Below are 21,125 nucleotides of genomic sequence, written 5' to 3' on the forward strand. Positions count from 1 at the left end.
GGCCTTTGTTTCTTGGCTGCCGAGCAGCGAACGGATGGACCGTCAGGCGGGCCATCCATCCGATCTCCCTATCAATACCCCAGCGTCTTCCCATCCGGATTGCGCGGGTCCGAGTACCCATACAGCGCGCCGCCCCGGATCTGGATGGTCTGCGTGCGGCCCATCGACGGCTTGACTGCGATGTTGTGGCCGCGTTGCTTGAGCAGGGCCAGGGTGTCGGGCGAGAGGCCCTTTTCCACGCGCAGCTCGTCGGGCGTCCACTGGTGGTGCACGCGGGGGGCGGCAGCGGCTTCGGCGGGGTTCATGCCGAAGTCGATGGTGTTGACCACCGTCTGCAGCACCGTGGTGATGATGCGCGCGCCGCCGGGGCTGCCGGTCACCAGGGTGGGCTTGCCGTCCTTCAGGACCAGGGTGGGCGTCATCGACGACAGGGGGCGCTTCTTGGCGGCCACGGCGTTGGCGTCGCCGCCGACCAGGCCGTAGGCGTTGGCCACGCCGGGCTTGGCCGAGAAATCGTCCATCTCGTTGTTGAGCAAAATGCCCGTGCCCTTGGCGACGATGCCGCTGCCGAAGTTGGTGTTCAGCGTGTACGTCACGGCCACAGCGTTGCCGGCCTTGTCCACCACGGAGTAGTGTGTGGTCTGGTCGCTCTCATACGGCTGGGGCTGGCCGGGCTTGATGCTCTTGCCACTGCGTGCGGTGTTGGCGTCGATGCCCTTGGCCAGGGATTCGGCATAGCGCTTGGAGGTCAGGCCCTTCAAAGGAATCTTCACGAAGTCCGGGTCGCCCAGGTACTCGGCGCGGTCGGCGTACGCGAGCTTCATGCTCTCGGCCATGTAGTGGATGGTCTGCGCGCTGTTGGGGCCCCACTGGGCCAGGGGCAGGGGCTCCAGCATGTTCAGGATCTGCACCAGGTGCGGGCCGCCGGAGGAGGGTGGCGGCATGGTCACGATCTCATAGCCGCGGTAGGTGCCGCGCGTGGGCACGCGCTCGGCCACCTTGTATTCGCGCAGGTCCTGCAGCGTGAGGGCACCGGCGTGCGGTGCCATTTCGGCGGCGATCTTCTGGGCGATCTCGCCTTCGTAGAAAGCCCGGGCGCCTTGCTGGCCGATCAGGCGCATGGACTGGGCCAGGTCTTTCTGCACCAGCGGCTCGCCCACCTTCAGCGGTTCGCCGTTCTTCCAGAAGATGGCCTGGGTGGCGGGCCAGTTGCCCATGTTCTTCTTTTCCTGCTGCAGGATCTTGGCCAGTGTTTCGCTGACCGGGAAGCCCTTGTCGGCGAGCTCGATGGCGGGGGCGATCACGCGCGACAGCGGCAGGGTGCCCCAGGTCTTGAGCGCATGCTCCATGCCGGCCACGGTGCCGGGCACGCCCACGGCGTAGTGGGTGTACAGCGACTTGCCGTCCACCACGTTGCCCTTGGCATCGAGGTACATGTCGCGCGTGGCCTTGATGGGCGCCACTTCGCGGAAGTCCAGGGCCACGCTCTTGCCGGTCTTGGCGTCGTGCACCACCATGAACCCGCCGCCGCCCAGGTTGCCCGCATTGGGCAGGGCCACGGCCAGCGCAAAGCCGATGCCGACAGCGGCATCCACTGCGTTGCCACCGGCCTTCAGGATGTCGAGGCCGATCTGCGAGGCCAGTTCCTGTTCGGTGGCGACCATGCCGTTGCGTGCCACCACGGGGTGGAACACGTCCATGTCGAAGTCGTACGCGGCGCTGGCGGCCTGGGCCGAGGCCGTTTGCTGTACGGCGGGGGCGGGTGCTGCGGTGGCAGCGGGCGGCGTGCTGCCGCAGGCGGTGAGGCTGGCCAGGGCCAGCGCGACGCTGCCGGCCAGCAGCGTTTGGCGAATGTTCATTGCAGATCTCCTTGTGTTGTTGATGGGGGGCGCGACGAAAAACGCAAACCGGTTCAAAACAAAACGGGCGCCTCCATCGTGTGGACGCGCCCGCGACAGTGTAGGCCGGTCAACGCGCCGCCAGAAGCGATTGCGCCATGACTTTGCAGTGCGGCAATGATGCGCGCGCGGCATGACCGGGGCTTATCGATCGCTTCTCTTCACGTTCAAAAATACGAGAACCGTTCACGCTGAGCTTGTCGAAGCGCTGCGAAAGGCTTCGAAAGGCTCAGCCCGAATGGCGTGGGGCGGATGAAAGGTTGGACGCACATTCGTGTCAAACCGCCAAAGCGTTCCAAACTCGGAAAGAAGAAAAACCGTTCACGCTGAGCCTGTCGAAGCGCTGCGCAAGGCTTCGACAAGCTCAGCCCGAACGGTATGGGGTGTTGAACGACGGAGCGCGAACCCGTGTGAAATCGCCAAAGCGCTCCAAGCTCGGAAAGAAGAAAAACCGTTCACGCTGAGCTCGTCGAAGCGCCGCGCGAGGCTTCGACAGGCTCAGCCTGAACGGTGTGCGGTACTGAGTGATGGACGGCGAATGAGCGTGGGATCGATCGCCCAAGCGTTCCAGGGTCAGGCCAACAGGTCGCTCAACGAGCGCGCGATGACCTTGGTGGCGCGGCGCAGGTCTTCGAGTTGCAGGCGTTCGTCGGCGCGCTTGGCGTGCGACTCGAGCACGGTGCGCGGGCCGGCGCCGTAGATCACGCCGGGGATGCCGCGCTCCACATACAGGCGCACGTCGGTGTACAGCGGCGTGCCCACGGCAGGCACGGGCTCGCCGATCACGGCCTGCGCGTGCTTCTGGATGGCGTCCACCAGCGGCTGGTTGCCGGCCAGCGGCGTCATCGCGTTGGCCAGTAGCAGGCGCTTGATGTCGACACTGATGCCGGCACGCTCGCCCGCCGCCTGCTCGATGATGCGGCGGATGGCGGCTTCCACTTCCACCGGGTTCTCTTCGGGGATCATGCGGCGGTCGAGCTTGAACATGACCTTGCCGGGCACGACGTTGGTGTTGGTGCCGCCCTCGATGCGGCCGACGTTCAGGTACGGGTGCTTGATGCCTTCGACCTTGGACGTGACCTTCTTGTACTCGTCGTTCTGCGCATACAGCGCGTTCAGGATGTGCACTGCGCCCTGCAGCGCGTCCACGCCGGTGTGGGGTACGGCGGCGTGGGCCATCTTGCCGTGCACGGTCACTTCCATCTGCAGGCAGCCGTTGTGGGCGGTGACCACTTCGTAGCTGAAACCGGCCGCGATCATCAGGTCGGGCTTCGTCAAGCCCTTCTGCAGCAGCCAGCCGGGGCCGAGTTCGCCGCCAAATTCCTCGTCGTAGGTGAAATGCAGTTCCACCGCGCCCCGGGTGGGCTTGGCGACGGCTTCCAGCGCGCGCACCGCGAAGGTGAAGCTTGCAAAGTCGCTCTTGCTCACAGCGGTGGCGCGGCCGTACATGGCACCATGAACGATCTCGGCGCCGTAGGGGTCGTGCGTCCAGCCTTCGCCAGGGGGCACCACGTCGCCGTGGGCGTTCAGGGCGATGATCTTGCCGCCGTCGCCGTACGGTCTGCGCACGATGAGGTTGGTGATGGACTCCATGCCATAGGCCAACACGTCGGCGGCCGGAACGGCGTGCTTTTCAGCGGTGTAGCCGAACTCGGTCAACAACTCCGCAGTGCGTTCGGCGTGCGGAGCGTTGTTGCCGGGCGGGGTGTCGGTGGGCACACGCACCAGCGCCTGCAGGAAGCGCACTTCCTCGTCGAAGTGCTGGTCGATCCAGGCGTCCAGCGCGGCGTAGTTCTGTGGGGTGTTCGTCGTCATGGTTGTTGTTCCTCGGCAAGTTGGCGCAGGACCTGGGTGAAGGCGTCCACGGCCAGCTGGATGTCGTTGTTGGTGGTGGATTCGAGCGGGTTGTGGCTGATGCCGGAGTTCAGTCCGCGCACGAAGAGCATGGCCTGGGGCATGATTTCGTGCAGCTTCATCGCGTCGTGTCCCGCCCCGCTGGGCATGCGGAACACGGGCACGCCCAGCGTGTCCACGGCGCGCTCCCAGTGGTGCTGCCAGGCGGGTGCGCTGGGCGCGGCGGCGGCGCGCATGGATTCTTCCAGCGTGTAGCGCAGGCCGCGGCGGGCGGCGATCTTGGCAAGCTGCTCCTTCACGTCGCTCACCAGCGCGTCGCGCTGGGCGTCGGTGGGTGCGCGCAGGTCCAGGCTGAATTGGCAGCGGCCGGGCACCACGTTGATGGAGCCTGCAGGCACCTGCAGCTGGCCGATGGTGCCCACCGAGTCGCCGTCTTGCGCGGCGCGCTGCTCCACGTACAGCGCCAGTTCCGCCACGGCCACGGCCGCGTCGCGGCGGCGGTCCATGGGGGTGGTGCCCGCGTGGCTGGCGGTGCCGATCATCTCGCACAGGAAGCGCACGCTGCCGTTGATGGAAGTGACCACGCCCAGGGGCAGGTCCAACTCGTTGAGCACGGGGCCCTGCTCGATGTGCACTTCGATGAAGCCCAGGTACTGCGCGGGGTCGCGCTGGAGCTTGGGGATGTCGTCGATGCACAGGCCCGCGTGCTGCATGGCCGCGCGCATGGTCACGCCGTCCACATCCTTCTGGTCGAGCCAGGCGGGGTTGAAGTCGCCGATCAGTGCGCCCGAGCCGAGGAAGGTGGCCTTGTAGCGCTGGCCTTCTTCTTCGGCAAAGCCCACCACCTCGATGCCGAAGGGCAGCCGCCGGCCGGCGCGGTGCAAATCGCGCACGCAGGCCATGGGCACGAAGATGCCCAGGCGGCCGTCGTACTTGCCGCCGTTGCGCACGGTGTCGTAGTGCGATCCCGTGATGAGGTAGCGCGCACCCTCGGTGGCCGGGTGGTAGCGCCCCACCACGTTGCCCACCGCGTCGATCTCCACTTCGTCGAAGCCGCAGTCGCGCATCCAGTGGCTGATGCGCTGGGCGCAGGCGCGGTGCGCGTCGGTCAGATACGTGACGGTGAGCTGGCCCTTTTCTGCGAAGCCGGGGTCGGAGTGTTCGGCCAGCTTTTCCTGCCAGTCCCACACGTCGTTGCCCAGCACGGGCTCGGCGGCGAACTTGTCGTTCAGGCGGATCTCGGCGATGCGGTGGATGTTGCGCAGGGCCTCGGCCAGTTCGAACTCGGGGTGGTTGTCCAGGCGGCGCGCAAACGTATCGATGATCTCCCGCTTGGGCAGGCCGGTGCCGCGCGGCCCGCGCACCGCCAGGATGAACGGAAAGCCGAAGCGCTCGTTGTACGCGGTGTTGAGTGCCTGGATGCGGTCAAACTCTTCGGGCGTGCACTGCGTGAGGCCCGCCTTGCTCTGCTCGTTGGTGGACTCGGCCGTGAGGTTCTGCGCCACCATGGCCTTGCCCGCCAGTTCGGGGTGGGCGCGGATGAGGGCCAACTGCGCATCTTGCCCCGCGGTGCGCACCGCCTGGGCCATGGCGTGCTGCAGGTGGGCCAGCGATCGGAACGGCCGCTGCGCGAGCGCCTGCTCGGCGATCCAGGGTGAGTGCTCGTACAGGCCGTCCAGCAGTTGCAGGGCCTCGGCACTGCTGGCGGCGTTGAGTTGTTCCAGGGTCAGTGCCATGCTCAGCCTGCTTTCTGTGATGGGTAGGGGTGCGCCTGTTTCCAGTGGCGCGCGATGTCGATGCGGCGGCACACCCACACGTCGCTGTGCTGCTGGATGTGGTCCAGGAATCGCTGCAGCGCCGTGATGCGGCCGGGGCGGCCGAGCAGGCGGCAGTGCATGCCGATGCTCATCATCTTGGGCGCGTTGTCGCCGGCCGGGTCGCCTTCGGCGTACAGCGCGTCGAACGTGTCCTTCATGTACTGGTAGAAAGGGTCCGCGTGCGAGTAGCCCTGCGGCAGCGCAAAGCGCATGTCGTTGCAGTCCAGTGTGTACGGCACGATGAGCTGGGGCACGGTGGCTCCATTGCTCTTTTTCACGTCCATCCAGAACGGCAGGTCGTCGCCGTAGTAGTCGCTGTCGTACTCGAAGCCACCGAAGTCGGCCACCAGGCGGCGGGTGTTGGGGCTGTCGCGGCCGGTGTACCAGCCCTGAGCGCGGTGGCCCGTCATGCGCTGGATGATCTCCATGGCCTCGGCCATGTGGGCGCGCTCGACTTCTTCGGGGATGTGCTGGTAGTGGATCCACTTGAGGCCGTGGCAGGCGATCTCGTGGCCCAGCTGCACGAAGGCCTGGGTGAGCTCGGGGTGGCGCTGCAGCGCGCTGGAGACGCCGAACACGGTCAGCGGCAGCTTGCGCTTTTCGAACTCGCGCAGGATGCGCCACACGCCGGCCCGCGAGCCGTATTCGTAGATGCCTTCCATGCTCATGTGCCGCTCGGGGTAGCTTGCGGGGTTGAACATTTCGGACAGGAACTGCTCGCTGCCTGCATCGCCGTGCAGCACGGCGTTCTCGCCGCCTTCTTCATAGTTGAGCACGAACTGCACGGCAATGCGCGCACCGCCCGGCCACTGCGCGTGGGGCGGTGTCTTGCCGTAGCCAATGAGGTCGCGGGGGTAGGGCTGGGTGGAGTCGTAGATCATGGGCGTCGGGGATTCAAGGGGTCATGTCACGGACGGGAATGTCACGCGCTGAGCGCGGCGGCCAGGTCGCTGGCCGGGCGCTTGCGGTCGAAAGTGAGGCTGGCCTCCACATGTTCCAGGTGGGCCTGCATGAGGGAGACGGCCAGGGCTTCGTCGCGCGCGGCGAGGGCCGCCACGATGTCGCCGTGCTCCTCGTGGGAGTGCTCGGCGGCGCTGGCCGACTGGTACATCAGCGTGATGAGCGCGCAGCGCGAGATCAGGTCGCCCAGCATCTGCGCCAGCACCTCGTTGCCCATGAGCTCAGCCATGCGCACGTGGAAGTCGCCCAGCAGTTCGGTGCGGCTGCTGGCATCGGCCGTGCCCATGACAGCCTTCTCGCTGGCGACGTGGGCGCGCAGCGCCTTGATCTTGGCGGTGGTCACGCTCTGCACGAAGGCGCGCGTCATCTCGGTCTCGAGCATGCGGCGCACGGCGAACACCTGGCGGGCTTCTTCTACCGACGGGGTGGACACGAACGCGCCGCGCGCGGGCTCCAGCGTGACCAGCCGGTTCTGTGCCAGCTGGAACAGCGCCTGGCGGACCAGCGTGCGCGACACGCCGAAGTGGTCGGCCAGTTTCTGCTCGGCCAGCTTGGTGCCGGGCTGCAAGCGGTGCTCCACGATGGCGCGGGTCAACGCGTCGACGATCGCACTGGTGGATGAGGATTCCATGGCTGCATGATAGGTGGATTGGATAAAAGTGTATACACTTTTGGTCTACAGGTCGCGCTGTTCCGGCCTGCTTTCTTCAGGAGAATCCCCAATGGGCTTGAGCACTCACGTTCTGGACACGATGCATGGCTGCCCCGCCGCCGGCATGGAAGTGGCGCTGTACTCCACGGACGGCGACGACAACGCCACGCTGATCAAGCGCCTGGTGCTGAACCACGACGGCCGCACCGATGCGCCGCTGTTCGACAACGCCAGCCTGCGCACCGGCACCTACCGGCTGCGTTTCGACGTGGCGGGGTACTTCAAGGCGCGGGGCGTGCAACTGCCCGAGCCCAATTTTCTGAACCAGGTGAGCCTGGACTTCGGCATTGCGCACACCGACCAGCACTACCACGTGCCGCTGCTGGTAAGCCCGTGGAGCTATTCGACGTACCGAGGATCTTGAGTGCTATGAGATAGATAGCGAGTTGCGCTTGCCAGATGCGGGCTTCAGGCCACAAGAACTTGAAGCCCAATACTGTCAAGCGCGAGACGCTATCTTTTTAAAGCTGTCCTTCGGTCAGGGTGTCCAGCTGGAACTTGCCGCTCTTGTCCCACAGCCAGGTCTCGGTGTAGGTGACCTTGCCCAGGCGGGTAGGGGCTGGGAAGGGCGCCGCGGCGCGCACGGTGCGCTCGATCTCTTTGACCACCTCGGGCGCGTGGCGCGGGGCGCGCAGCCAGTTCAGGCGGTTGACCTTGCCGGTGCGGTCGATGTCCACTTCGAGCACGCCGATGGCATACAGCTGCGGTGGCAGCTTGCCCTTGAAGATGCGTTCGCTGTTGAGTCCGTACAGGTGGGTGGCGCCGTCCTGGCGGTAGGCTTTGGGCGTGGCGGCAGCCGATGCGCGGGCCGAGCCTGCGGCGGCGGGCACGGGGCCTTTCACGGCCGGGGTGTCCGGGGCTGCCGGCGAGCGGCTTTCCGGCTCGGGCGTCGGGGTGGGCTCGGGGCCGGATCTGCACGCTGCGACCAGGGCCGCGCCGGCGGCCATGATGCCTGCCAGCAGCCAGTGGCTGCTCTTGCCGTTGGGGCCTGGGGGCGGGGTGTTGGACATGGTGGGGTGGCTCGTGGTGGGTGGCCGAAGGCGCTCGCCGTTCAGGCGGCGCCGCCGGGCCTGATGTAGTACGAAAAGGACGATGGCGGTGGAACACTTGCGTTTGTTGCTGGAAGGCCTTGCGGCCGCGCCTGCCTGCCTGGTCAGGGTGGAGTCTACCCAAGGGTCCGTGCCGCGTGAACCCGGGGCCTGGATGGCCGTGTTCGCCGATGGGTTCGTGGGCACCATCGGCGGCGGGCACCTGGAGCACCAGGCCATGGCCGAGGCGCGCCGACGCCTGGCGGGCGTACCGTCGCCGCCGGGTGACGGTCCGATGCGCTTTGCGCTCGGCCCGGCCCTGGGGCAGTGCTGTGGCGGGGTGGTGCACCTGGCGTTCGAGCTGCTGACCGCAGGCGACGCGCCCACGCTCGCCGAGCGCCTGGCGCCCCGCCTGCACCCGGTGGCGCTGTTCGGCGGCGGGCATGTGGGCCACGCGCTGGCGCGGGTGCTGGCGCCGCTGCCGTTTGCACTCACCTGGATCGACAGCCGCGACGGGATCTTTCCGCAGCCTGCGCCGGATGGCGTGGCCTGCGAGCATTCGGACCCGGTGCAGATGGCGGTGCCGGGGCTGGCGCCGGGCACGCGCGTGCTGATCATGAGCTTCAGCCACGCCGAAGACCTGGACGTGGTGGCCGCTTGCCTGCGCCGCCAGCGGGAGCGGCAGGATCTGCCGTTCATCGGCCTCATCGGCAGCAAGACCAAGTGGGCGACATTCTCCAACCGCCTGCACGGACGCGGCTTTGCGCCGGAGGAGCTGGCGCAGGTGACCTGCCCGATCGGCGTGCCGGGCATTGGGGGCAAGGAGCCCGAGGTCATCGCGGTGGCGGTGGCTGCGCAGTTGCTGCAGACGCTGGGTTGAATTTTCCGGAAGACGGAGCGGCGTTAGTGCGGCCCTTCGACAAGCTCAGGGTGAACGGTTTGGGGGGGGGTGATGAGGCTCCGTATTTCATGCTCAGCACTCCACTCCCCGCATTCCCCTGGTCTGTGTCCCAAACTCCGTTCGGACGGAGCTTGTCGAAGTCGGTGCACGGTCTGAGTGCAGCCCTTCGACAGGCTGAGCGCGAACGGTTTTGGGGCGTTGAGAACAGGGGTTCGCGCATCTGCACTCTCACCGTTCGGACTAAGCTTGTCGAAGTCAGGGCGCTGCGTGGGCGAGCAGTCCGCCGCCACGTGATCTCGCCTTCACCCCTTCTCCATCACTCCGCTGTCGCCCCCGACTTCTTCACCAGCGCCGCCCAGCGCGGGATCTCCTTGGCCATGTGGTCGCGCAGTTCTTCGGGCGTGCTGCCCACGATCTCCATCGCCAACTGGTCGGTCAGCTTGGCTTTCACGTCGGGCTGCTTCAGGGCCTTGACGATCTCGGCATGCAGCCGCTGGATGATGGGCCGCGGCGTTCCCCTCGGGACGTAGATCGCCTGCCACGACGACATCTCGAAGCCCGAGATGCCCGACTCGATCATGGTCGGCAGCTCGGGCGCCAGGGTGATGCGCTGGCCCGTGGTCACGGCCAGCAGCTTGAGCTTGCCAGCCTTGACCAGCGGCAGCGCGGCGGTGAGCTGGTCGAACATGAAGGGCACCTCGCCCGCGGCCACATCCGTCATGGCGGGGGGCGTGCCCTTGTAGGGCACGTGGGTGAGCGGCACGCCGATCAGGTCGGCCAGCATCTCGCCCGCCAGGTGGGTCGATGTGCCCGCGCCGGACGACGCAAACATGCGCTTGCTCGGGTCTTTCTTGAGCAGCGCGATGAGGTCGGCCACCGAGTTCACGCCCAGCTGGGCGTTGACGATGAGCACGTTGGGCAGGCGCGCGACCAGCGTCACGGGCTCGAAGTCCTTCATGGGGTCGTACGGCAGCTTCTTGTACAGGCTGGCGTTGATGGCGTGTGTGCTGATGGTGCCGCCGAACAGCGTGTAGCCGTCGGGCGCGGCCTTGGCCACGTAGGCCGCGCCGATGCCGCCGGCCTGGCCGGGCTTGTTCTCGACCACGACGGATTGCTTCAGGCTCTCCTGCAGCTTGTGGGCCACGGTGCGGCCCACGATGTCGGTGGAGCCGCCCGCAGTGAACGGCACCACGTAGGTGATGGGCTTGGCGGCGGGCCAGTCCTGGGCGTGGGCGTGCGGCGTGCCCAGCAGGGCGAACAGGGAGAAGAGGGCCAGCAGCGGTGCTGTGGCGCGGTGGATGGATGGCATGGTTTTGTCTCCGGGTGGTGGTGAAGGTCGGGCGCCCTGGCGTTTTTCGTTCTGGTCGGCTGCCCGGGTGGCTCAAAAGGTGAGCAAGTTTTTCAGCGCCCTTGTGCGGCGCGCCAGGTGGCGAAGTCGGTGCGCGCGTGCTCGTCGCTGGGCGGGTACAGGCCGATGATGGAGCGGCCACCCAGCACCTGCTCCTGCACGAAGTCCTCGAACACGGTCATCTCGGTGGCCTCGGCGGCGACTTCGTCGGCCAGGTGGGCGGGGATCACGATCACGCCTTCGGCGTCGCCTACGATCACGTCACCGGGGAACACCGGTGCATCGCCGCAGCCGATGGGGCCGTTGATCTCGATGGCTTCGTGCAGCGTGAGGTTGGTGGGCGCGCTGGGGCGTGCGTGGTAGGCGGGCATGCTGTATTGGGCGATGTCGGGGCTGTCGCGAAAGCCGCCGTCGGTGACCACGCCCGCCACGCCGCGCTGCATGAGCCGCGCCACCAAAATGCCGCCGGCCGAGGCGGCGCGCGCGTCCTTGCGGCTGTCGATGACCAGCACCGCGCCCACGGGGCATTGCTCCACGGCCACGCGCTGGGGGTGGTCGCGGTTCTGGAACACTCCAATGGGGTTGCGGTCCTCCCGCGCCGGCATGTAGCGCAGGGTGAAGGCCTCGCCCACCATGTTGGGCAGGCCCGGGTTCAGGGGCAGCACGCCCTGGATGAACTGGTTGCGCAGGCCGCGCTTGAAGAGTGCGGTGCACAGCGTGGCGGTGCTGACCTTCATCAGCAGCGCGCGGGTGGCGGGGGTCATGGGCATCAGCTCCGTTCAGAAAATGTCGGGTTCGGGAACCGCCTTGCCGAAGGTGGTCTCCAGGAAGTCGAAGTCGCAGCCCTCGTCGGCCTGCAGGATGTGCCGGCCGAACATCCAGCCGTAGCCGCGCTCGTAGCGCGGGGGCGGCGGCGTCCAGGCGCTGCGGCGTGTGGCGAGTTCGTCGTCGGTGATCTCCAGGTGGATGGTGCGGGCGGGCACGTCCACCGTGATGCGGTCGCCGGTGAGCACCAGCGCCAGCGGGCCGCCCACGGCCGCCTCGGGCGAGCAGTGCAGCAGGCAGCCGCCATAGCTGGTGCCGCTCATGCGGGCGTCGGACAGGCGCAGCATGTCCGTCACGCCTTGCTTGAGCAGCTTGGTGGGGATGGGCAGCATGCCCCATTCGGGCATGCCGGCCCCGCGCGGGCCGGCGTTGCGCAGCACCAGGATGTCGTCGCCCGTGACGTCGAGGTCCGGGTCGTCCACCGCCTTCTTGAGCGAGGGGTAGTCGTCGAACACCAGCGCCCGGCCCGTGTGGCGCAGCAGGTGCGGCGCACAGGCGCTGGGCTTGATGACCACGCCGTCGGGCGCCAGGTTGCCGCGCAGCACGGCCAGCGCGCCCTCGGCGTAGATGGGGTTGTCGATGGGGCGGATCACGTCGTCGTGGTAGACCTCGGCGCCCGCGATGTTCTCGCCCAGGGTCTTGCCGTTGACGGTGAGCGCGTCGGTGTGCAGGTGGCCGCGGATGCGCTCCAGCAGGGCGCGCAGGCCGCCTGCGTAGAAGAAGTCTTCCATCAGGTAGGCGTCCCCGCTCGGGCGGATGTTGGCGATCACCGGCACGCGCCGGCTGGCCGCGTCGAAGTCGGACAGGTCCACCGGGTGCCCCGCGCGGCGCGACATGGCGATGAGGTGGATGATGGCGTTGGTCGAGCAGCCCATGGCCATCGCGCAGGCGATGCCGTTCTCGAAGTGGGCGCGGGTGAGCATCTTCGCGGGCGTGAGGTCGTCCCACACCATCTCGACGATACGGCGCCCGCACTCGGCGCTCATGCGCACATGGTTGGCGTCGGCCGCAGGAATGCTGGACGCGCCGGGCAGCGCCAGGCCCACGGCCTCGGCGATGCCCATCATGGTGGCGGCCGTGCCCATGGTCATGCAGGTGCCGTGGCTGCGCGCGATGCCGGCTTCCATCTCGCTCCAGGCCTGGTCGGACAGGCGGCCGGCGCGGCGCTCGTCCCAGTACTTGAAGGCGTCCGAGCCCGAGCCCAGCACCTTGCCGCGCCAGTTGCCGCGCAGCATGGGGCCGGCCGGCAGGTAGATGAAGGGCAGGCCCATGCTGAGCGCGCCCATGGTCAGGCCCGGCGTGGTCTTGTCGCAGCCGCCCATCAGCACGGCGCCATCGACCGGGTGGCTGCGCAGCAGCTCTTCGGTTTCCATCGCCAGGAAGTTGCGGTACAGCATGGTGGTGGGCTTGACCATGCTCTCGCTCAGCGAGATGGCCGGCAGCTCCAGCGGAAAGCCACCCGCCTGCAGGATGCCGCGCTTGACGTCGTCCACCCGCTGCTTGAAGTGCGAATGGCACTGGTTGGCGTCGCTCCAGGTGTTGATGATGGCGATGACGGGCTTGCCCATCCAGTCGTCGTAGCCGTAGCCCATCTGCAAGACGCGCGAGCGGTGGCCGAAGGAGCGGAAGTCGTCAGCAGCGAACCAGCGGGCGCTGCGCAAGGAATCTGGGGTGCGTCGGGTCATCGTGGTGCATTAAAACACTAATATATCACTCGCGCAATGCGAGAATCTTCCGATGTCTTTGACCCGCAAAATCAAGCTGGACCGCTCGCGCCTGGCCGCCCCCCAGGTGCTGGAAACGCTGCGCCACGCCATCCTGTCGCTGGAGCTGGCGCCGGGCGCGGTGCTGGTGCGCAGCGAGCTGGCCCAGCAGTTCGGCGTGAGCCAGACGCCCGTGCGCGAAGCGCTGTTGCGGTTGGAGGAAGAAGGGCTGGTGGATGTGTTCCCCCAGCACGCCACGCTGGTCTCGCGCATCGACGTGGTGGCGGCGCGCGAGGCGCATTTCCTGCGGCGCTCCATCGAACTGGAAATCCTGCACCAGCTCGCGGCCGAGGCGCCGCCGGGCCTGCTGGCACAGCTGGAAGCGCAGATCGCGCTGCAGGCATCGCTGGCTGCGGCGCAACGCTACGGCGACTTTGTGGATGCCGACCGGCGCTTTCACCAGCTCATGTACGAGGCCGCGGCGGTGCCGGGGCTGTGGGTGCTGGTGGAGAGGTCGTCCGGCCATGTGGATCGCCTCCGCCGCCTGCATCTGCCCACGGCGGGCAAGACCGAGGCCATTTTGGCGGACCACCGTGCCATCGTGGCGGCCATCGGCCAGGGCGACGCGGCAGGCGCCCAGCGGGCCGCGCGGGATCACTTGTCGGGCACGCTGAGTGCGGTGGACGCCATCTGCGCGCAGTACCCAGACTACATTGCAGTAGACCGCTGACCGGCCGCCTGCCGCTATCCTCGGGACAACCCGGGGGTTTGCCTGCTGGCTTCCAAGGCGGAAAGTGCATACACTTCGTGTCCACAAACGGTGGTCGCAGCGGTGCCCCGGCATGCCAATTGCATGCCAAGGTGCGCGACCTTCTGGAACGTGTTGGCGATCTACCCGTTGTGGAAGATCACCAGCCCGTTCTGTCTTGCTCAGAGCGCCCGCAGTGGTGAGCAGGTTGCACACAGGCGGCGCGCCCTGCGCCGCCAAAGTTGATTGAGAGATTTCCATGGAAAGCTACTTTCTCGACTGGGCCAACCTGCTGCTGCGCTGGGTCCATGTCATCACCGCCATCGCCTGGATCGGCTCGTCGTTCTACTTCGTCTTTCTGGACAGCAGTCTCACGCCGCCCGAGGACGAAGACCTGAAGAAGCAGGGTGTTTCCGGCGAGCTCTGGGCCGTGCACGGCGGCGGTTTCTACCACCCGGTCAAGTTCGCCGTCTCGCCGCCCAAGCTGCCCGGCCACCTGCACTGGTTCTTCTGGGAAAGCTACAGCACCTGGATCAGCGGTTTTGCGCTGTTCACGGTGTCATACCTGTACAGCGCCAGCACCTACCTCATCGACAAGTCGCGCATGGACTGGGCCCCCGCCACGGCCATCGTGGTGGCGCTGGCGTTCTTCGTCGTGTTCTGGCTGCTGTACGACGCGATCTGCCGCATCTTCGGCCAGAAGAAGAACGGCGACGCCATCGTGGGCGCGCTGGTGTTCGGGCTGGTGTGCATCGCATCGTGGCTGGCCTGCCACTGGTTTGCAGGGCGCGCCGCCTTCCTGCTGGTGGGCGCGATGATCGCCACCGCGATGAGCGCCAACGTGTTCTTCTGGATCATCCCCGGCCAGCGCACGGTCATCCGCCAGATCCGCACCGGCCAGGACGTGGACCCCATCCACGGCAAGCGCGGCAAGCAGCGCAGCGTGCACAACACGTACTTCACGCTGCCGGTGCTGTTTGCGATGCTGAGCAACCACTACAGCTTTACCTGGAGCCACCCGCAGAACTGGCTGGTGCTGATCTTGATGATGTTCGCGGGCGCCGCCATCCGCCAGTTCTTCGTGGCGCGCCACGGCTACAAGCTGGGGCGCAACGGCAACCCGCTGCCGTACGCGCTGGTGGGGGTGGTGGTCATCCTGGGCGTGATCGCGTGGATGCGGCCTGCGCCGGTGGTGGCTGCGGCGACACCCGCAGCGCCCGCGGTATCCACAGCGACTGCAGCTGCTGCAGCAACAGACCCTGCTTCTGCCGCCGCCAATGGGAGTGCTACTGTTTCGATAGCTGGTAGCACAGGTGGATCCAGCGGTAGCGCCCCAAATGACTACGCGACGCTGCAACCCGTTCTGGCCCAGCGCTGCTACATGTGCCACGGCGAGCAGGTGCAGATGAAGAACCTGCGACTGGACGCGCCCGCCAGCGTCAAGCAGCATGCACAGGCTATCTACCAGCAGGTGGTGGTGCAGAAGTTGATGCCGATGAACAACGCGACCGGCATGACGGATGCGGAGCGGGCGCTGGTCAAGCGGTGGTTCGAGGCGGGGGCGGTGACGGGGCCTTGAAGCTCGCGGAGTGCGGGGGCAGGGGGGCAGGATCGGGTCAGGAGCGCCGGTGGCTGCAAGACGAGGCTGATGCCCTACGAGAAAGCTGAGCCGCGAGGTGTCGGGCTCCGCATTTCTGAGAAGCCTCACTGCGCCGCTTCAAACAATGCAGTTTCTGAGTGACTGCACGCGAGCGTGTTGCGGCGGACCCTTCCGTCAACGGTGCCCAGAATGCACATGCACCCGTCGCCCACTTTGACGATCAAATTGTTTGCGGCCGCGTGCATGGATAAATTGCCTTGTGCCGCTATGGTTTTTACTCGGGACGCTTCCATGCTCTCAGCAAACTGCGCACAGGATTGGGTCATTCGTTCAGAAGGCTTGGGACGAAGACTCGGGAAGAACTCTTCCAAGGCGGAATACGAGGATCCAACGATCAGTAGCGCCAACACTCCGTGCAGCCACCACTTTTGCGCGAAACTGAGCACCATCAAGCGTCCTGCCGATGTCTGATGGTCGTCGATGCAGGAACTGCTGCAAGACGCGCGCCCTGGCGGGTCAGGGCGATGGCGAAATCAAGGTAGATGGCTACTGGGATGTGCAACATGGAAGCATGTCTCGTTGACCTTAGTGTCTAGGCCGAATATCGACATGGGTAAAACCGGCAGACTGCAACACATTTTTTACCATTACAACGAGCGGATCCACAGCGGAAATATTGTTCCTGCCGAGGATCCTATGAAGGAGTGTGCGGCGGCGTTCGAGCATGACATGCCACTCGCCGAAGTTCGGACGGCGTGGATCACCCGCGGCAGTTCCAGCTATACAGATAAGGTACGAAACCCCTTCAACGTTGGCCACGTTCGCCCAGCCAAAGTCTTCCATACAAAGTATGTCCGCTTCGATGCCTTCACTCGAAAGGGCTGAGACGAGCCAGTTGGAAAAGTCTTCACCGAAGCAGCAGTCGTTGAAGAAGTCCGGGCCGATCACGGACAGGTTGAAACGATCCGTTTGGCAGGTGACGTCAATGATCATGGGGCATGAATCATAGATCTTGGCTCTGACACTGCGCCACGCCGATGCTCGCAGTGGCGCCGCAAGCCCATTGACTCCCTTGCGCCCTCCCAATCACTACGCTTCCAGCACGCTCTGCAACGCCTGTGTCGCGGCGATTGCGCCCACGGCGGATTCGGTGAGTCACCTTGCAGGATCAGCCTTGCGGGCGGCCTGTTTGGGCTCGTTCTTGATTGCGGTCGCCAAGTTCGTCAACTCTGCGGCCCTTTGCCTCGATGCCGCACTCTGCCGCGCAGCGTTGTGAGGGAGCACGTGCGGGCCATTTACCAGCAGGTGGTAATGCAGGAGCTGATAGCGATGAGCAACGCCACAGGGATGACGAATTCGGAGCGGGTGCTGGCGAAGCGGTGGTTTGAGGCCGACGCGCCTCGGGGGGCTTGAGACTTGCGCAGTGCGGTGTGCAGCGCACACTGGTGGGGAAGCGAAGCCTAGCCTTTGACGACAGTGGCGTCGATCTCCACCACCTGCCCCGGGTATCCCAGTCGGGCGACACCCAACAGCGTTGCTGGAGGCACTTGCCCCCCAAAGTGCTTGGTCACGGCGCACCAAGCCGCTGTAAGGTCTCCCTGTTCGCCAACGACGTACACAACAAGGCGGCGAATGTCTGGCGTGGCAAACCCGTGAAGAGCCAGAACCTTGTTCAGATTCGCCAAGCACTGCGATGCCTGGGCGCACGGGTCTCCGGGTGCCACGATAGAACCATCGGCTGCTTGCGGCACTTGGCCCGCAAGGAAAAGCTGACTCCCAACCTGCTGCGCGTACTTATAGTGAGGTGTGCTTGGCAGGCCTGAGGCGATTTCGGCTTCGTTCATGAGCGGTGGAGTTTGAGAGTGGCGCGAGCTCTCTTCGTGACGCCTCGCGTCAGAGCTGCGCGGCGGGCAGCAAGTGTCGCACGCAAACATCCTGTGATTGTGTGTCTGCACCGAGCGAAAGGTTAAACATCATCGTCCTCCCAAACCTCTGGATCATCTGCCCATCCAAGCAGAGTTTTTGCCCTTGACGCGAGGAGCGGCGCCAGTTCTTCATCAGAGTCGCCGACCCCAATGCTAAAAGTCGGGTGCTTTTCACCACGCAACATGTGCTCGCTCGCTTCCCGCCACAACGTCGCTATAGCGCGCATTGCGTCCCTTGGGCAATTGATGCCCTTTGCCGACACATAGTCATTTGGTAGATCACCCGATATTGCCCACCAGCCAACACGGCCAGGATTTTCAAGACTTTCTACGGCCCAAATGGAGACATACGGTGCGACTGACCAAGCCGGAGCTTCACCGACTTGACCATGCGCGACGCCTTCGCGACTCAAGTACTCTTCAACTTCATTGCGCCGGTCTACATACCATTGCGCTTCAACATCTGAATCATCGTAATCAAGCATTAGTGACCTTTAGCGTGATGTGTCGGCAACCTTGCGAATAAGCTGAACTGTGCGGAATCGCCCAAACATCGAATCTTCTTGAAAGTGGCTCATAGCCAAGGATTGCGGACGGTACCCAGGTCTGAAAATTCTGCGAAAGCTGGCACGTCTCAGCGGAACAAACTATAGCCTGCACCGTTGAAAATGTGGGTGATTGAGGCTTGGATCTGAGGCGCGCACAGAACCAATGGCCGGATGGGGGGGCGGCCTTGATAGGTGCGCTGCGGCCTAGGCGAACTGGCTTTTGGCGCCCAATGCCCGACGGCAACTGTGCGACTCCCTCTAACCTTCCTAAGCTGCCAGTACGCCCTGCAGTGCCCGCGTGGCGCTCAATGCGCCTTGACTCAATGCGGCGAAGTCGCCATACAGCACCACGCCGGAAGTACCCAGCTTCGCCTCATGCTTCGCCACAGCCGCCAGATTAGCCACCTCTTCCGCATGCCGAAACCGCCCCGGCATGATCCGCACCGCACCGATCGACAGCGTGGTGCACGCAAAGAACCGCTGCACCCCGTGCCGGTCCTCGGCCTCGATGCCGCCTGCCTTGCGCGCCGCGTCGTCGAACAGGGTGAGCGCCTCGCGCGCAAACTCGTCCACGATGTTCTTGCAGCGCTGCAGCCAGTTGCTGCTCTGAAAAATCAGCATGAAATCATCCCCGCCCACATGGCCCACGAAGTCGCGCCGTGCGTCGCAGTGGGCCGTGGCCAGGCGGGCCACCAGGCGGATCATCTGGTCGCCGCGCCAGTAGCCGTAGTGGTCGTTGAAGGGCTTGAAGTTGTTCAGGTCCGCATAGCAGGCGACGAACTCGGTGCCCGCGTCCAGCAGGCGCTGCATGTGCAGGCTGATGGGGATGTTGCCGGGCAGAAAGGTCAGCGGGTTGGCATGGCGTGCGGCTTCGATGCGGGTCTCGGTCACGGCGCGCACCAGCTGGTCGCCGGTGCCCAGGCCGAGGTACCGGCCGTTGTCGGTGACGATGTAGCCGTCGCTCAGGTAACGCTGGTCCTGCGATGTGAGGATGCCCACCAGCTGGTCCACGTCGCAGTCCAGCTCCACCACGCGGGGCGATGGGTTGGCGAAGGCCAGGCACGACTTGCGCCCGTGCACCTCGCGGAAGTACAGCGTGGCGTAGTGGTTCATGAACTGCTGGCGGTTGATGAGTGCCACCGGGCGCGTGCCGTCCACCACCGCCAGCGCATGCAGTTCGGTGCGTTCGTGGAACAGGGCCGCCACCGCGTCGTTGCTGGTCGCGGGCGACGCCGTGGGCGCCTGCACCACCAGCAGGCTGCGCAGAACGCCAGGGCGTGCGGTCTGCCCCAGGTGCGGCAGCACGGCCACGCGCCGGTCCTGCATCACCTCCAGCGCGGGGCCTTCCACGGCCACGCGCGGGGCGGGGGCCGGACGTCCCAGCAGCCAGCCCTGGCCGTAGGGAATGTCCAGGTCGCGCAGCGCGCGCAGGTCGTCGCGGGTCTCGATGCCCTCGGCGATCAGCGTGGTGCCGAACACGTCCGCAATGCCCTTGATGGCCTGCAGCATCTGCAGGTTTTCGGGGTGGTCGCTGATGTCGTGAATGAAGTACTTGTCGATCTTCACGAAGTCGGGTTTGACCTCGGACCACAAGCGCAGGCTGGAGCGGCCGTCGCCGAAGTCGTCGAGCGCCATGCGGGCGCCGCAGGCGTGCACGGCCTTGATGGCCTGGCGCAGCTGCGGCATGTCGCTCACGCGTTCGTGCTCGGTGATTTCCAGCACCAGCATGCGGGCGCTCACGCCGAAGCTGCGCACCACCTCGCCCAACCGTTCGCTGCCCAGCAGGGTTACGCCGTGCACGAGTGCATCGGCGCTGATGTTGACGAACAAACGCCCGGGTGCACCCAAGGCGCCCCATTGCTCGAGCGCCGTGAAGACGCACAGCAGCTCGAAGTCGCGCAGGATGCCCTCGCGCTGGGCCTGTGCCAGCAGCGCGTCGGGCGTGTGCAGGGCGGTGCCCTCGGGTCCGCGGATCAGTGCCTCGTGGGCGTACACGCCGCCTTCGCGCAGGTCGGCCAGCGGCTGGAAGACGCAGTGCAGGTGGCCGCCTTGCTGCAGGAGCGCGGCCAGGGGCCCGGTGCCGTCGCGCAAAGTGCACGAGAGCAGCCCCTTCATTGCCGCCAGCCGGCTCTCCAACATGTTCTGCATCGCGTGTTCACCTTGAGCTAGGGGCACAAGATACCGGCGGCGCGTGACAGGTTGGTTACAAGCTGTCACGAATCTGCTGCAAGCTGTCTGCAGGGGCGGACGCGTGTCTGCGCGGCGCTGCGGTGTGGGTTGCAGTGTGTGGGTTTTGCAGCCATCGCGGCCCGGCGCGGGCCGCGGTGTGGTGTGGCTTTGATCTGTCTCAATGCCGGCGGGCAGCCCGCGCGGCACAGTCGGGCCCATGCTGCCCTCTACCCATTTCTCACTGCCCGCCGCCACCGAGGTGATTGCCGCCGGTGAGGTACTGCGCAGGCGCAACGAGGTGCTGACGTCGGTGCTGCACCTGGAAACCGGCCGTGTGCTGCGCGGTGTGCTCGACGACGGCTGCCTGCGCCACCAGCTGGGGGCGGTGGAGGGGCCGTTCTGGCTCGATGCCGCCTCGGCCCTGCTGGGGATGCCTTTCCCTGTGGACATGGTGGCGGACACCCGGCTGCAGGTGCGGCGGCTTCCCATCGAGGAGTTCCGGCGCAGCCTGTCCGACATGCCCGCCGGTGCCCGCGGCCTGCTGCTGGACATGGCGCAGGGCTACCGCCAGCAGTCCGAGCTGGCCGTGAGCCGTCTGGCGCAGGACGCCGAATCGCGCTGCGCGCAGTGGCTGCTGAACCACGCGCAGCCGGACCACAGCGGCGCGATGCAGGTCACGCTGCACCTGCGCAAGCGCCTGATCGCCGCGCAACTGGGCATTGCCCCCGAAACCTTCTCGCGCGTGCTGCGCCACCTGCGCGAGCTGGGCCTGGTGCATGGCACCGGCAACGTGCTCAACCTGCCGCATCCGCGGGCTCTTCAAACGATGGCCGGGTGCTGACCTGAATTCGCCGCGGGCGGTTTGCAGTAGCAAGCGCAATCAGCGTGTGTAAGCCCACGCCCGCCGCACACGCACGCCCCCAGGCCAGCGCACCCGTGGATCTGGCTCCGCCAGTCCACCGGGTGCGTCCCCCTCCGGGGGAAGCCCCGCAGCGGCTCAGGGGGGCTTAAAAGTCAGGGTTTTTCCCCGCCCTGGACTGAGGGTTCCACCCAAGCCCCGGGGGGCAGGGGCTGCGTATATTCGTTGGC

General features: G+C 66.1%; 19 protein-coding genes. 5 read left to right on the forward strand and 14 right to left on the reverse strand.

The genetic code is table 11. From position 1 onward, the window contains the following. Positions 1 to 71 precede the first annotated feature (71 nt). The 5 genes from ggt to ASG27_RS10860 form a co-directional block, all read right to left on the reverse strand. On the reverse strand, positions 72 to 1,859 hold the full coding sequence (ggt, locus tag ASG27_RS10840) for a gamma-glutamyltransferase (RefSeq protein ID WP_056415874.1): 1,788 nt from the start codon (positions 1,857 to 1,859) through the stop codon (positions 72 to 74). Positions 1,860 to 2,471: 612 nt separating this feature from the next. After that, positions 2,472 to 3,713, reverse strand: a complete 1,242-nt coding sequence (locus ASG27_RS10845) for a M20 family metallopeptidase (protein ID WP_056415876.1) — start codon at positions 3,711 to 3,713, stop codon at positions 2,472 to 2,474. Next, positions 3,710 to 5,488: a 2-oxo-4-hydroxy-4-carboxy-5-ureidoimidazoline decarboxylase gene (uraD, locus tag ASG27_RS10850; protein WP_056415879.1), complete on the reverse strand. Its 1,779-nt coding sequence runs from the start codon at positions 5,486 to 5,488 to the stop codon at positions 3,710 to 3,712. Before uraD ends, ASG27_RS10845 begins: the two co-directional genes overlap by 4 nt. A 2-nt stretch (positions 5,489 to 5,490) precedes the next feature. Then, complete coding sequence (gene puuE / locus ASG27_RS10855; protein WP_056415882.1) at positions 5,491 to 6,450, reverse strand: allantoinase PuuE; 960 nt, start codon at positions 6,448 to 6,450, stop codon at positions 5,491 to 5,493. A gap of 41 nt (positions 6,451 to 6,491) precedes the next feature. After that, positions 6,492 to 7,160 carry a GntR family transcriptional regulator gene (locus tag ASG27_RS10860; RefSeq protein WP_056415886.1) on the reverse strand — a complete coding sequence of 223 codons (669 nt, stop codon included), beginning with the start codon at positions 7,158 to 7,160 and terminating at the stop codon, positions 6,492 to 6,494. A 91-nt stretch (positions 7,161 to 7,251) separates the two neighbouring features. Here ASG27_RS10860 and uraH point away from each other — a divergent pair, with 91 nt between their 5' ends. Next, on the forward strand, positions 7,252 to 7,605 hold the full coding sequence (uraH, locus tag ASG27_RS10865) for a hydroxyisourate hydrolase (RefSeq protein ID WP_056161560.1): 354 nt from the start codon (positions 7,252 to 7,254) through the stop codon (positions 7,603 to 7,605). 97 nt (positions 7,606 to 7,702) lie between these two features. Here uraH and ASG27_RS10870 read toward each other — a convergent pair whose 3' ends face one another. Beyond that, positions 7,703 to 8,188 (reverse strand): hypothetical protein, encoded by a 486-nt coding sequence (locus ASG27_RS10870; RefSeq protein ID WP_056416374.1) that lies wholly within the window; start codon positions 8,186 to 8,188, stop codon positions 7,703 to 7,705. Positions 8,189 to 8,333: 145 nt separating this feature from the next. Here ASG27_RS10870 and xdhC point away from each other — a divergent pair, with 145 nt between their 5' ends. After that, complete coding sequence (gene xdhC, locus ASG27_RS10875) at positions 8,334 to 9,149, forward strand: xanthine dehydrogenase accessory protein XdhC (RefSeq protein ID WP_056161562.1); 816 nt, start codon at positions 8,334 to 8,336, stop codon at positions 9,147 to 9,149. 337 nt (positions 9,150 to 9,486) lie between these two features. On the opposite strand, the gene ASG27_RS10880 is transcribed toward xdhC, so the two are convergent. The 3 genes from ASG27_RS10880 to araD form a co-directional block, all read right to left on the reverse strand. After that, the gene (locus ASG27_RS10880) at positions 9,487 to 10,479 is read right to left on the reverse strand and encodes a Bug family tripartite tricarboxylate transporter substrate binding protein (protein ID WP_056415888.1); all 993 of its coding nucleotides are present in this window, start codon (positions 10,477 to 10,479) and stop codon (positions 9,487 to 9,489) included. A 92-nt stretch (positions 10,480 to 10,571) separates the two neighbouring features. Beyond that, positions 10,572 to 11,282: a ribonuclease activity regulator RraA gene (locus ASG27_RS10885; protein ID WP_056416378.1), complete on the reverse strand. Its 711-nt coding sequence runs from the start codon at positions 11,280 to 11,282 to the stop codon at positions 10,572 to 10,574. A gap of 15 nt (positions 11,283 to 11,297) precedes the next feature. Continuing rightward, on the reverse strand, positions 11,298 to 13,028 hold the full coding sequence (gene araD, locus ASG27_RS10890) for an L-arabinonate dehydratase (RefSeq protein ID WP_056415891.1): 1,731 nt from the start codon (positions 13,026 to 13,028) through the stop codon (positions 11,298 to 11,300). Positions 13,029 to 13,080: 52 nt separating this feature from the next. On the opposite strand from araD, the gene ASG27_RS10895 reads away from it, so the two are divergent. Beyond that, a complete protein-coding gene (locus ASG27_RS10895) occupies positions 13,081 to 13,776 on the forward strand; it encodes a GntR family transcriptional regulator (RefSeq protein WP_056415894.1) in 696 nt (231 codons plus the stop codon). Positions 13,777 to 14,053: 277 nt separating this feature from the next. After that, on the forward strand, positions 14,054 to 15,373 hold the full coding sequence (locus ASG27_RS10900; protein ID WP_056415897.1) for a urate hydroxylase PuuD: 1,320 nt from the start codon (positions 14,054 to 14,056) through the stop codon (positions 15,371 to 15,373). A gap of 125 nt (positions 15,374 to 15,498) precedes the next feature. Here the strand turns inward: ASG27_RS10900 and ASG27_RS26670 are convergent, their stop codons facing one another. The 5 genes from ASG27_RS26670 to ASG27_RS10910 form a co-directional block, all read right to left on the reverse strand. Then, a complete protein-coding gene (locus ASG27_RS26670) occupies positions 15,499 to 15,843 on the reverse strand; it encodes a hypothetical protein (protein ID WP_156370608.1) in 345 nt (114 codons plus the stop codon). A 136-nt stretch (positions 15,844 to 15,979) separates the two neighbouring features. Then, positions 15,980 to 16,387 (reverse strand): hypothetical protein, encoded by a 408-nt coding sequence (locus ASG27_RS10905; RefSeq protein WP_056415900.1) that lies wholly within the window; start codon positions 16,385 to 16,387, stop codon positions 15,980 to 15,982. Positions 16,388 to 16,854: 467 nt separating this feature from the next. After that, positions 16,855 to 17,238 (reverse strand): RidA family protein, encoded by a 384-nt coding sequence (locus ASG27_RS25900; RefSeq protein WP_082485913.1) that lies wholly within the window; start codon positions 17,236 to 17,238, stop codon positions 16,855 to 16,857. Between the two features lie 122 nt (positions 17,239 to 17,360). Further along, entirely contained in the window at positions 17,361 to 17,804 is a 444-nt protein-coding gene (locus tag ASG27_RS25905; protein WP_082485914.1) for a DUF4826 family protein, read from the reverse strand. Between the two features lie 330 nt (positions 17,805 to 18,134). After that, positions 18,135 to 20,015: an EAL domain-containing protein gene (locus tag ASG27_RS10910; protein WP_056415903.1), complete on the reverse strand. Its 1,881-nt coding sequence runs from the start codon at positions 20,013 to 20,015 to the stop codon at positions 18,135 to 18,137. Positions 20,016 to 20,253: 238 nt separating this feature from the next. Between ASG27_RS10910 and ASG27_RS10915 the strand changes: the two genes are divergently transcribed. Beyond that, positions 20,254 to 20,877, forward strand: coding sequence for a Crp/Fnr family transcriptional regulator (locus tag ASG27_RS10915; RefSeq protein WP_056416381.1), 624 nt, complete (start codon positions 20,254 to 20,256; stop codon positions 20,875 to 20,877). The last annotated feature ends 248 nt before the right edge of the window (positions 20,878 to 21,125 follow it).

Origin of the sequence: Acidovorax sp. Leaf191, from assembly GCF_001424425.1 — a bacterium.
Lineage (GTDB): Bacteria > Pseudomonadota > Gammaproteobacteria > Burkholderiales > Burkholderiaceae_C > Acidovorax.